The following is a 12,380-nucleotide window of genomic DNA, read 5'->3' as shown; positions in this document are numbered from 1 at the left end:
TTTTTATGTCAGCGGGGGTAGCTCACCGCGGCACCGATAAGCACCTTGGCGGCCGTCAGCATCGCTTTTTCATTAAAATCAAATTTCGGATGATGATGAGGATAAATGGTTTCCGCGTTTTCTAAAGCGGCGCCCGTAAAGAAAAATGCGCCTTTTGTATGCTGCAGATAATAGGAAAAATCCTCTCCGGCCATCTGCGGCTCTCCTTCAACGACCTTCGTGACGCCCTCTGTTTCCGCTGCGGCTGCCGCCGCGTGCGCCGCTTCCTCAGGATGATTAACGACGGCGGGATAACCGCGCTTGAAACGATATTCATAGGAAGCGGAGTGCATGGAACAGATTCCTTTTACGACGGCTTCTATTTCTGCTTCGAGCAGGCTGCGCACACTTTCGTCAAACGAGCGGACGGTGCCTGATATGACTGCCTGATCGGCAATCGCATTAAACGGATTTTCAGCGATGAATGAGCCGGCTGAGATGACGGCCGGCTGCACCGGATTTACCCGCCGGCTGACGATATGCTGAAGAGCCGTGACGATTTGTGAGCCGATTAAAACGGCGTCCTTCGTATCGTGAGGAATCGCGCCGTGGCCGCCTTTGCCGATGACTTTAATCGTAAAGCCGTCAGCGGCGGCCATCACTGCGCCCGGGCGGCATAAGACCGTCCCGACGGGTTCAGTCGCCCAAAGGTGTGTGCCGAAAATGGCATCGACATGCTCGAGGCAGCCATCCTCAATCATTGATTTTGCTCCGCCGGGAGATAATTCTTCGGCGTGCTGGTGGATCATCACAAATGACCCTTTCAGTTTTTCCCGGTTGCGGTACAGCACTTTTCCGACCGCAAGCAGAGCCGCCGTATGGCCGTCGTGCCCGCAGGCGTGCATGACGCCGGGAATTTGTGAAGCATAGGGCACATCTTTTTCATCCTGTATCGGCAAAGCGTCAAAATCAGCTCTGAGTGCCACGGCCGGTCCCGGTTCACCGCCTTCAATATAGGCTGTGACACCGTTGCCCCCGACATTCGTCCGGATGGGGACGCCGAGCTTTTCATAAAATGAGGCGATGAACGCCGGTGTTTTTTTCTCCTTAAACGATGGCTCGGGATTCATGTGAAGGTGACGCCTGATTTCAACCATTTCCTCATACAGCCCGTCAAGCTGAGCGTTTAAGCTTTTTTGAAGTGTCGTTAACGTCAAAAGCGATGCCCCCTCGTCTGCTTTTCCCATGATTGTATAGAAAATGTCAGAAGATTTCAATCCTTTTGCTACGGGAGAATGATGATGGCGGCGATCGTTGTGACGACTAGCCCGGCCGCAACCGGGATAAAGTTTTTCCTGGCAAGCTCAAACGGATCAACTTTACAAATAGCCGCAGCGGGGATCAGTGCCCAAGGGACCAATGTTCCGCCCCCGACCCAGATCGCTGAAATCTGGCCCAGCGCCGTTAAAACGGCCGGGTCCGTATGAAGCGCGGCGGAAAACAGCTTTGCCATCGAGCCTGCAAGAGATATACCGGAAAACCCTGACCCGTCGAGCCCGGTAATCGCACCGACTGCTGCCAGGGCGATGCCGGCGAATTCTCCGGACATCGGAAAAGAATGGGACAGGGCCAATCCGAGGTCATTGACGATCCCCGCAGATCCTTTCGGCAGCGGGGTGTTCAAAATACTTTTAAACCCCGCGTCACCGAGATAAAAGAAGGCCGCGATCGGAATGACGGGGCCGAATACTTTAAAGCCGAATTGAAAACCGCCGATAAAATACTCGGTGATCTTTTCTAAATGCCGCTCTTTATATACAATGAAATGAACGATCAGGAGAATGCCGATCGCGGTTCCTCCGACGAGTGCCGTCGCCTCGTTTCCTTGCAGACGGTATACAATCATGCAGATAATATCGGCGAGAAAAACAAGCGGAATGAAAACCGCCAGGATCACCCTGAGTTTTTTCGGCAGATACATACTTGTGTCCAAAGAACCGGAGCTGTCCAAGGAGAGGGGGGCCTTCGTTTTTTTTCGATCCCGCATGATGAGGAAGAAAGCGGTGATTGTCGTCGTTAACCCCATGATCAAAACGAGCGGAATACTTGCCTGCATGACATCGCCCACGGGAATGCCCGCGGCATCGGCCGTTAATTTCGGGGCCGCCTGAATGACGTAATCCCCCGATAAAGCGAATCCGTGGCCGAACAGGTTCATCGCCATAGCCGCGGCGATCGGAGAAAGGCCCGCCCGGATCGCTGCGGGAAGCAGCACAGCGCCGATCAGCGCCACCCCGGGTGACGGCCAGAAAAAAAGAGAGATGGCAAACATCAGACAGCCGATAACCCAATACGCGACAGCCGGCCCTTTCATCAGCTTTGCAAACGGAGAAATCATCGCTTCATTAATACCGGTTTCGGTCAAGAGGCCGCTCATCGCCACGATAAAACAAATGATAAAAATCGTCGGCAGCAATTCTCCGGCGGCATACGTGAAGCTGTGAAACAGGCTGCTGACCGAAGCGGAGAATGAATGCGTCGTCCATAGCGCAATCACAAAAATGCCGGCGAGTGAAATAAAGGTTGTATCTTTTCTGAGAAGCATAAAAACGATAATGGCCGCGATAAAAGCAACATAAAGCAGATGTACCGAGTAGACGCCGATCCCCAATTGAACCACTCCGTTTATAAATAGGATTGCTACAGGTTATTCATAGGCGGGCGGAAGGTGCAAAGAACGAAGCGTAAAATCGGGACATTAAAAAAGCCGGAGAATCTCCGGCGGTTTTTTAGTCTATTGCGTAATAAGCGGTTACATAAGACGGCCGGGAGAAAATAGACGTCGTGTCGATGCCGGCAGATGTTCCGCGTTTTTTATGAGCTTCCTGATAAGAGTTTGACTGCTGCCAATCCTGAAAGGCTTTTTCCTCTTTCCACAGGGTCAAAATGACATACGTATCGCCTTCGAGCGGTCTTAATACGCGGATGGCTTGAAAACCGGGTTCATTTTCCACTTTGCCGGCGCGGTTTTTAAACCGGTTTTCAAACAGCGGACGGCCTTCCTGGGTAACGGCGATGTTGTTGAGGACGGCGTAGCCCGGATTTTTGATTTCCCCGACGCTGTCGATGCTTTCATAGGAATGGGGCGCCTGAAAAACGGTTTCTCCATTTGTTTCATGAATTAAAACCGCATTATCCTCACCTTGCATCAGCACCATATTCTCACTCGGGTGTTTCTTTGCAATCGTCTTTAAAAAATCGGCTGTCCCGTATGTAATATAAACCTTCATATCAGCCACCTCCTGCTTGCTAGTATATCAAAAGAGTGGTATAAGTTTCTATTGGCGACTCATTCTGACATAATTCGAAACAATATTTCCCATACTACAAGTTAAGAAAGGCGAGGTGACTTATGCTGAAAAAGAAAAAAAGATTCTTTATTCCGGCTGTAATTGCGGCGGCAACCGCTTTTCTCGCGTTAATCGGATACATTATCATTATATTTCTCGGCCATTATGTCATCGATGAAAAGAAATTAATACTGCACGCATCTTCAAAAATCGTCGATCAAAACGGTGATGAAATCGCGAGCCTCTATACGGAAAATCGCGAGCCGGTATCCATTCAGCAGGTTCCGGAAGATGTGAGAGATGCCTTTATCGCCGTTGAAGATAAACGGTTTTACGAACATCACGGCATTGATGTGAAGTCTGTCGGCCGGGCGGTGTTCCGGGATGTTTTAGCAGGCGGCAAGGTGGAAGGCGGAAGCACGATCACCCAGCAGCTGGCGAAAAACATTTTTCTGACTCATGATAAAACATTTTTGCGCAAGACGAAGGAAGTCATTATCGCCATCAATCTTGAGCGTGATTACAGCAAGGACAAGCTACTTGAAATGTACCTGAACCAGCTTTATTTCGGCCATGGCGTTTACGGCATTCAAGCCGCGTCCCACTACTACTTTAATAAAGAAGTAAAAGATTTAACCGTTGCGGAAGGAGCCGTTCTGGCAGCGATTCCGAAGGCGCCATCTCTTTATTCGCCGATTCAGCATCCGGATAAAAATAAAGAACGCCGCGATACGATTCTTGCAATGATGAACGACCAAGGCTATATCAGCGCCAAGGAAGCCGTCAGAGCCCAGGGCCGGACATTGGGGCTTCATGTCAAGAAAACATCAGAAACGCCTTGGTTTGACAGTTATATCGATCTTGTCATCAAGGAGGCGGAATCCCGTTATTCGATGTCGGGTGAACAGCTGCTTCAAGGCGGCTATACGATCCGGACGTCACTTGATTCCAAGCTGCAGAAAACGGCATACACCCTCATGAAGGAAAGCGGCTATTTTCCGGGGACGGATCAAGCGGCAGAGGGAAGCGCCGTCTTTATTGATAATAAAACCGGAGGCGTGCGCGCGGCGGTCGGCGGACGCGACTACGTGACAAAAGGATACAACAGGGTTACGGCGAAGCGGCAGCCGGGCTCAACGTTTAAGCCGATTGCCGTATACGGTCCCGCCATGCAGGAAGACAAGTTCAAACCGTATTCGCTTCTCCAAGACAAACTCACGTCCTACGACGGGTATGAACCGAAAAATTATGACGGACAGTACAAGGGGGAAGTGACGATGCAGGATGCGATCACTTACAGCATAAATGCGCCCGCTGTCTGGACATTGAAGCAGATCGGCGTAGATACGGGAAAATCGTATCTTGAGAAAAACGGTATAAACATTTCTGACAACGGACTCGCGATTGCGCTGGGCGGTCTGTCTGAAGGCGTCACCCCGCTTCAGCTTGCCGGAGCTTATCATACCTTTGCGGCAAGCGGAATGTATACGAAGCCATTTTTTATAGAGAAAATCACGGACGAAGACGGAGAAACGTTGTCCGGGCCTAAAAACGGCAATACGCGCGTCTTCAGCGGACAGACGGCATGGAATATGACGAGAATGCTTCAGCAGGTCGTAAAAGAAGGAACCGCTTCACAAGGCAGCTATCAAGGTGACCTGGCGGGGAAAACCGGCACGACCACATTTACCGGCGTCCCCGGCGCGACAAAGGACGCCTGGTTTGCGGGATACACTCCCGGACTGACGGGAGCCGTCTGGATGGGCTATGACAAAACGGATAAAACCCATTACCTGAAAGGCGGAAGCCAATACCCGGTCAGACTCTTTAAAGATATCGTTACAAAAGCGGGGGAAAACGGCCGGACATTCAAAAAGCCTGAAAATGTGAAGGAACTGGGCAGCCCGATTGAGCTGGAGGCGGTAAAGTCCCTGTCGGCCCGTTATACATTTAAGGCGATGGGACTGATTACGGTTCAATTAAAATGGGATATTCAAAAGGATGATCGGGTTGTTTACCGAATATATGAGAAGAAAGACGGAAAAGACAAGCTTCTGGATTCGGTGAAAGGAAAAGGCAGCTTTGACATACCGTACGCCAATCTGTTTTCAGGGGCTTCATACAAAGTCGTTCCATATAATTCACAGACGGATCAAGAAGGAGAGGGAACGGAATACGTTCAGCCGAAGCTTTTTTCTTCTTAATCATGAATTCGGCGATTTTTTGAACATTAAGCCTCAATTCTATACGCTTTTGAAAAAACAAGGTATAGTGTAATGGGCGAAGAACACGAACGTATGGTTGCAGGAGGAAAGGTGGAAATTCAGATGAGTAAACGAGAAGCGTTTAATGATACGTTTTTAAAAGCGGCACGGGGAGAAAAGACAAATCACGTCCCTGTCTGGTACATGAGACAGGCGGGGAGGTCGCAGCCGGAATACCGCAAGCTGAAGGAAAAGTACGGCTTAGTCGAAATTACGCATCAGCCCGAGCTGTGCGCGTATGTGACGAGGCTCCCGGTCGAGCAGTACGGAGTGGACGCTGCCATTTTATATAAAGACATTATGACGCCGCTTCCTTATATCGGAGTGGATGTTGAAATAAAAAACGGAATCGGCCCGGTGATCGATCAGCCGGTGCGCTCTGCTGCGGATATTGAAAAGCTCGGCGAACTGAATCCCGAACAGGATGTTCCTTACGTGCTGGAAACGATCCGATTACTCGTAAACGAACAGCTGAATGTTCCGCTCATCGGTTTTTCGGGAGCGCCTTTTACGCTGGCCAGTTATATGATTGAAGGCGGGCCTTCTAAAAATTACAACAAAACAAAAGCGTTTATGCACAGTATGCCGCAAGCGTGGCAAATGCTGATGGACAAGCTCGCGGACATGATTATCGTTTATGCGAAAGCGCAGATTAACGCCGGCGCAAAAGCCATTCAGATTTTTGATTCATGGGTCGGCGCGCTGAACCGCGAAGATTACCGGCAGTTTATAAAACCGGTGATGGACAGAATTTTCCGGGAGCTTTCTGCAGAACAAGTTCCGCTGATCATGTTCGGCGTAGGCGCAAGCCATCTGGCCGGGGATTGGCATGACCTTCCTCTTGATGTCGTCGGTCTTGATTGGAGACTCGGCATAGATGACGCCAGAAAACAAGGCATTACAAAAACGGTTCAGGGCAATCTTGATCCGTCGCTTCTTCTTGCGCCTTGGGAAGTCATCGAGAAAAAAGCGAAAGCGATACTTGATCAAGGCATGAAAACGGACGGGTTTATTTTCAATTTAGGGCACGGCGTATTCCCTGATGTCACTCCGGCAACGCTGAAAAAGCTGACGGCGTTTGTACATGAATATTCCGCGGCCAAAAAAACGGAACAATCTTCCTGAGCAGATCGTTGGTTATAAGTAGATTTTCCTGTCAAAATCAAGGTAGACAGACCATCAAAAGAGGTGTTTAACAAAATGAGCAGCAAAAAGAAAATGGGGCTTCTTGTCATGGCTTACGGAACGCCTTACAAAGAAGAGGACATAGAACGTTATTATACGCATATCAGACGCGGAAGAAAGCCGGAGCCTCATATGCTTCAAGATTTAAAAGACAGATATGAAGCGATCGGAGGCATTTCGCCGCTGGCAAAAATTACGCAGGAGCAGGCGGAGAAGCTCGCACAGCGTTTAAATGAAATCCAGGATGATGTAACATTCAAAGTGTACATCGGATTAAAACATATTGAACCGTTTATTGAAGACGCGGTGGCGGACATGCATAAAGACGGCATTACAGAAGCTGTCAGCCTTGTGCTCGCCCCTCATTTTTCAACATTCAGCGTCCAGTCATACAACAAACGCGCGAAAGAAGAAGCGGAGAAGCTCGGCGGCTTGACCATCAAGTCCGTTGAAAGCTGGTATGATGAACCGAAATTCGTTGATTATTGGGTCGGCCAGGTGAAGAAAACGTATGAATCAATGCCGAAAGAAGAACGGGATGACGCGATGCTGATCGTCTCAGCGCACAGCCTTCCTGAAAAAATTAAAGAATACGGCGATCCGTATCCTGACCAGCTGGAGGAATCCGCAAAACTGATTGCCGAAGGTGCCGGAATTACCGATTACGCAGTCGGCTGGCAAAGCGAAGGGAACACCCCTGATCCGTGGCTCGGACCGGATGTGCAGGATCTCACGCGCGAGCTGTATCAAAAGCATCCTTATAAGGCATTTGTATACGTGCCCGCAGGCTTCGTTGCCGATCATTTAGAGGTGCTTTACGATAATGATTATGAATGCAAAGCTGTGACCGAAGAAGTCGGCGCAAGCTACTATCGTCCGGCCATGCCGAACGCACAGCCTGAATTTATCGACGCGCTTGCAGCGGTCGTGCTGAAAGAGCTGGACAAGTAGAATTAAACGGTAAAGAAGGCGATAAAAATGAGTGGCGATAAAAAACATCTGGTCATCATCGGCGGCGGCATAACGGGATTAGCCGCCGCCTTCTACATGGAAAAAGAAATCAAGGAAAAACAGCTGCCGCTTGAGGTCACCTTGATCGAAGCGGGCCCGAGAGCCGGCGGCAAAATTCAGACGGCGCATAAAGACGGCTACATCATTGAGCGGGGGCCGGATTCTTTTTTGGAAAGGAAAAAAAGCGCGCCGCAGCTCGTCAAGGATTTGGGGCTTGAGCATCTGCTCGTCAACAATGCGACCGGACAGTCTTACGTGCTCGTCAACGAGACGCTTCATCCGATGCCGAAGGGCGCGGTGATGGGCATTCCGACCAAAATCGCTCCGTTCATCTCCACCGGTTTATTTTCTGTTCCCGGAAAAGCGCGGGCGGCGCTTGACTTTGTCCTGCCTGCGAGCAAACCGAAGGAAGATCAGTCTCTGGGTGAATTTTTCCGCAGACGCGTCGGTGACGAAGTCGTTGAGAATTTAATAGAACCGCTATTATCAGGGATTTATGCCGGAGATATTGATAAGCTGAGCCTCATGTCCACGTTTCCGCAATTCTATCAGACTGAGCAAAAGCACAGAAGCCTGATTCTCGGTATGAAAAAATCACGTCCGCAGCCTTCGGGACAGCAGCTGACGGCCAAAAAGCAGGGCCAGTTTTTAACGCTGACGACAGGGCTTCAAACGTTGGTGGAGGAGCTGGAAAAGCAGCTTACGCTGACAAAGGTGATGAAAGGAACGAAAGTCACCCATATCTGCCGCGAGGAGAAAGGATATTCCGTGACGCTTGATAACGGCAAAGTGCTCTATGCGGAAGGGTGCATAGTAACAGCCCCGCATAAAGCCGCGGCGAAAATGCTTTCTGATCTGCCGGCGGTTTCATGTCTCAAAGACATGCATTCTACGTCCGTTGCCAACGTCGCCTTAGGTTTTCCTGAGGGAGCCGTCAAGATGGAGCATGAAGGTACGGGATTCGTAATCTCAAGAAACAGCGACTTCTCCATCACGGCCTGCACATGGACGAATAAAAAATGGCCGCACGCGGCGCCGGAGGGCAAAACGCTTCTCAGGGCGTACGTCGGAAAGGCCGGAGATGAATCCATCGTAGATCTTTCAGATAACGAGATCATTAAAATCGTAATGGAAGATTTGAAAAAAGTAATGAAAATGAATGGCGAACCGGAAATGACCTGTGTGACCCGCTGGAACGAAAGCATGCCGCAATACCATGTCGGCCATAAGGAGCGCATCAAAGAGTTCAGAGATGCGCTGAAAGCTTCCTATCCGGGCGTATACGCGACGGGCGCATCTTTCGAAGGGGTGGGCATCCCCGACTGTATCGACCAGGGAAAAGCCGCCGTATATGATTCACTGGCTTATTTATTTGAAACGTACCAGCCTCCGTTATCGTAAAACGGAGGTTTTTTTGCATGTTCCCGTTCTGTAAAGGGAACACCAATAAAGAGAAAAAACATTTGAATCTTCTTTGCGACTGTGATAAGTTATCTTATGTACAAAATGACTAAAACGTTCAAACGGTCAATTTAACGAGGTGGGAAACATGTCCGTCGATCGGAAAAAGCTCATTCTGGAAGCGGCAACGAAGTCTTTTACACAATTCGGCTACAAAGCAACGACAATGGATCTGGTGGCAAAGCTTGCAAATGTGGGGAAGGGAACCATCTACACGTTTTTCAAAAACAAAGAAGAACTGTTTGATGATATTTTCACCACTATTTTAAGAGAAATGAAGGAACACGCAGACGAAGCGATGAAACCGGAGCTTTCATTTCACGAAAATGTCCACCGGGCGCTTGTCGCGATTTTGGAATTCAGAAAAACACACCAGCTGACTATTAAAATTTTTCAGGAGAACGCCGAGATTGGTACAATAGCCGTTCAGGATGTCATTGCGAAAATGGAGCGGGCCATTCTGTCATACATTAAAGAAAAGATAGAAACAGCCATTGAAAACGGAAGCATTAAACCGTGTGATCCGGAACTGACCGCTTTTGTGATGCTCAAGCTCTACATCGCGCTGATATTTGACTGGGAAAAAAACCATCCGCCTCTTGAAAAAGAGACGATCGCCGAATTGCTGGAAATGTATGTTGGTCAAGGATTATCTAAATAATAGATGATCCTTCACTTTTTAGGTGCCGTGACCGTTTTGTCAAATGAGTCAGTTTGCGGAAGGAGGCAACAGGGTTGAATACAATAAAAAGCCAGTGGAAAGACATTGTAACGAACAAGAAACTGTTAATCCCCATCATTGCCATATTATTCGTTCCGCTGATCTACAGCGGAGTGTTTTTGAAGGCGTACTGGGACCCGTACGGCACGGTGGATCAGCTGCCGGTTGTCGTTGTCAACCAGGATAAAGGGGCGGACTACGAAGGGAAACATCTTCAGATCGGTGACGATCTTGTGAAAGAGTTAAAGAAAAATGATAATTTTGATTGGCATTTTTCAAGCGATCTTGATCAATCGTTAAAGGACTTATTAAATGCTAAATATTATTTATTGGTCGAGATTCCTGAAGATTTTTCGAAAAACGCCAGCACGGTAATGGATAAAAATCCGAAGAAGCTGGATCTGAAATATCATACGAATGCCGGATCAAACTATGTCGGCGCGACAATCGGGGAAAAGGCGATCGACAAACTGAAAGCCTCCGTGTCGAAAGAAGTGACAGAGCAATACGCAAAAGTCATTTTTGATAACTTTAAAGATATTGCCAAAGGGCTCGGCAAAGCCAGCAGCGGAGCCAAGAAAATAGACGACGGCACGAAAAACGCGAAAGACGGCAGCGCCAAGCTGAAGGAAAATTTAGCGAAGCTTACTGAAAGCACCGCCACCATCAGCGATAAAACGCAGCAGCTTGCAGACGGAGCGGCGAAAGTGACAAGCGGAATTCAAACGCTTGACAGCTCTATCGCAAAACTTCAGAGCGCAAGCGCCGAAATTCAAGATAAATCAGGACAGATTGCTTCAGGAGGAGGCCAAGTGGCCAGCGGGCTGAAAACGAGCCTTGACGCACAAAAGCAGCTCCAGCAAAAGCTTCCGGATTTAACGAATGGATTAAGCGCGTTAAACAGCAAGGCGCAGGAAGTGTCGCAAAAAGCGGCGGCATTTGAAGATGCGATCAATTCAGTCAACCTGTCAGACATTGAAAACGCGGTTGGGCAGCTCGAGCAGACTGAAAAGGACCTGCAGCAGTTTAAGAAGAAGCTTTCTGATCTGAAAAACAACCTGGATGCCCGGGATGACGCGGTCAAAAAGGTGATTAAGGACAGTGATTTCTTAACGGATAAGCAAAAAGCGAAACTTGTTCAGCTACTGAATGAGAAGCTTCCGAAGGCCGACCTTCCGGATTTAGACAATATCGTCAGCCAGCTTCCGTCCGGCGGAGATATTCAGCTTCCGGATATGTCAGTCATAAAAAGCGCGCTCAAAGATGTAAAAGCGAAGGCTGATCAGCTGAAAGCACTGCCTCAGTCCACATCGAAACTGTATAACGGCGCAGCGGCGGTACAAGACGCGATTAACCAGCTGACAGCGGGAACTGATAAATTGTACAGCGGAGCGCAGACCGTCTTTGAAAGCCAAAATAAACTGACGGCCGGCATCGGCGAATACAACAGCAAGTTCGGACAGCTCAAATCAGGATCAGAAGCGTTAGTGTCAGGGAGCGGCCAAGTATCAGGCGGCTTAACGAAACTCCTGGATGCGCAAAACAAAATCCATGACGGCTCGTCCAAAATTGAGCAGGGTCAAGCATCTCTCGGCACCGGTTTAAGCAAACTTTTAGACGGCACCGGACAATTGTCCAGCCAGCTGAAAGATGCGGCCGATCAAACCGGGGACATTAAGACAGATGACAAAACGTACAGCATGTTTGCCGATCCGGTAAAAACGGACGATAACGCGATTCATTCCGTGCCTAACTACGGTACCGGACTGACGCCTTATATTCTCTCTATGGGCTTGTATGTCGGCGGATTGATGCTGACGGTCGTATTCCCTCTGAGTGAAGCTTCAGGGCGTCCGAGAAACGGTTTTGAATGGTTCCTCAGCAAATTCAGCGTTATTCTGCTTGTCGGACTGATTCAATCCGTTATTGTCGCCACGGTTCTGTTAAAAGGAATCGGGCTTGATGTGGAGAGCACTTGGAGATTCTATCTCTTTACGATGATTACCAGCATCGCGTTCTTGTCCATGATTCAATTATTGGCGACAACGATGGGGAATCCGGGACGTTTTATCGCTGTCATCATTCTGGTGCTCCAGCTCGGGGCAAGCGGAGGAACCTTCCCGCTTGAACTCCTGCCGGGATTCTATCAAGTGATTCACGGGGCACTGCCGATGACTTACAGCATCAACGGGTTCCGCGCCGTCATTTCAAATGGCGATTACGGCTATATGTGGCAGCAGGCATCCATTCTGTTGGGCATCGCCGTTGTCATGATCGCGCTGACCATCGTGTATTTTACGGTGCAAAGCAAAAAAGAACACAAAACGGAAGAAGAAATAACAGCATAAGAAAAAGAGGCTCTGAGCAGATGCTCAGGGCCTCTTTTTTTTAGATTTCGATCGTCGTGCT

9 protein-coding genes are annotated in these 12,380 nt (G+C 49.1%); 6 read left to right on the top strand and 3 right to left on the bottom strand.

What is annotated here, in order from left to right:
• Positions 1–8: 8 nt before the first annotated feature.
• From ACNFN4_RS11920 to hmoB, 3 genes are all read right to left on the bottom strand, one after another.
• Positions 9–1,196, bottom strand: coding sequence for a M20 family metallopeptidase (locus tag ACNFN4_RS11920; RefSeq protein WP_448200198.1), 1,188 nt, complete (start codon positions 1,194–1,196; stop codon positions 9–11).
• A gap of 68 nt (positions 1,197–1,264) precedes the next feature.
• Positions 1,265–2,650, bottom strand: a complete 1,386-nt coding sequence (locus ACNFN4_RS11915) for a membrane protein (RefSeq protein WP_017417381.1) — start codon at positions 2,648–2,650, stop codon at positions 1,265–1,267.
• 118 nt (positions 2,651–2,768) lie between these two features.
• Positions 2,769–3,269, bottom strand: a complete 501-nt coding sequence (gene hmoB / locus ACNFN4_RS11910) for a heme-degrading oxygenase HmoB (RefSeq protein WP_014417337.1) — start codon at positions 3,267–3,269, stop codon at positions 2,769–2,771.
• A gap of 122 nt (positions 3,270–3,391) precedes the next feature.
• Between hmoB and ACNFN4_RS11905 the strand changes: the two genes are divergently transcribed.
• The 6 genes from ACNFN4_RS11905 (at position 3,392) to ACNFN4_RS11880 (ending at position 12,319) form a co-directional block, all read left to right on the top strand.
• Positions 3,392–5,533, top strand: coding sequence for a transglycosylase domain-containing protein (locus ACNFN4_RS11905; protein WP_448200197.1), 2,142 nt, complete (start codon positions 3,392–3,394; stop codon positions 5,531–5,533).
• Between the two features lie 123 nt (positions 5,534–5,656).
• Positions 5,657–6,718: a uroporphyrinogen decarboxylase gene (hemE, locus tag ACNFN4_RS11900; protein WP_174532638.1), complete on the top strand. Its 1,062-nt coding sequence runs from the start codon at positions 5,657–5,659 to the stop codon at positions 6,716–6,718.
• 75 nt (positions 6,719–6,793) lie between these two features.
• Positions 6,794–7,729, top strand: a complete 936-nt coding sequence (gene hemH, locus ACNFN4_RS11895) for a ferrochelatase (protein WP_003155221.1) — start codon at positions 6,794–6,796, stop codon at positions 7,727–7,729.
• 27 nt (positions 7,730–7,756) lie between these two features.
• Complete coding sequence (gene hemY / locus ACNFN4_RS11890) at positions 7,757–9,190, top strand: protoporphyrinogen oxidase (RefSeq protein ID WP_182072516.1); 1,434 nt, start codon at positions 7,757–7,759, stop codon at positions 9,188–9,190.
• 148 nt (positions 9,191–9,338) lie between these two features.
• Positions 9,339–9,911, top strand: a complete 573-nt coding sequence (locus ACNFN4_RS11885) for a TetR/AcrR family transcriptional regulator (protein ID WP_003155219.1) — start codon at positions 9,339–9,341, stop codon at positions 9,909–9,911.
• Between the two features lie 74 nt (positions 9,912–9,985).
• Positions 9,986–12,319, top strand: a complete 2,334-nt coding sequence (locus tag ACNFN4_RS11880) for a YhgE/Pip family protein (protein WP_448200196.1) — start codon at positions 9,986–9,988, stop codon at positions 12,317–12,319.
• The last annotated feature ends 61 nt before the right edge of the window (positions 12,320–12,380 follow it).

This window comes from Bacillus sp. N1(2025), assembly GCF_053470005.1.
This window is presented reverse-complemented; position numbering and strand designations above follow the sequence as displayed.

Coding starts and splice junctions, on each gene's coding strand:
- hmoB (WP_014417337.1), bottom strand. CDS start 3,269: ATGAAGGTTTATATTACATACGGGACAGCCGATTTTTTAAAGACGATT.
- ACNFN4_RS11905 (WP_448200197.1), top strand. CDS start 3,392: ATGCTGAAAAAGAAAAAAAGATTCTTTATTCCGGCTGTAATTGCGGCG.
- hemE (WP_174532638.1), top strand. CDS start 5,657: ATGAGTAAACGAGAAGCGTTTAATGATACGTTTTTAAAAGCGGCACGG.
- hemH (WP_003155221.1), top strand. CDS start 6,794: ATGAGCAGCAAAAAGAAAATGGGGCTTCTTGTCATGGCTTACGGAACG.
- hemY (WP_182072516.1), top strand. CDS start 7,757: ATGAGTGGCGATAAAAAACATCTGGTCATCATCGGCGGCGGCATAACG.
- ACNFN4_RS11885 (WP_003155219.1), top strand. CDS start 9,339: ATGTCCGTCGATCGGAAAAAGCTCATTCTGGAAGCGGCAACGAAGTCT.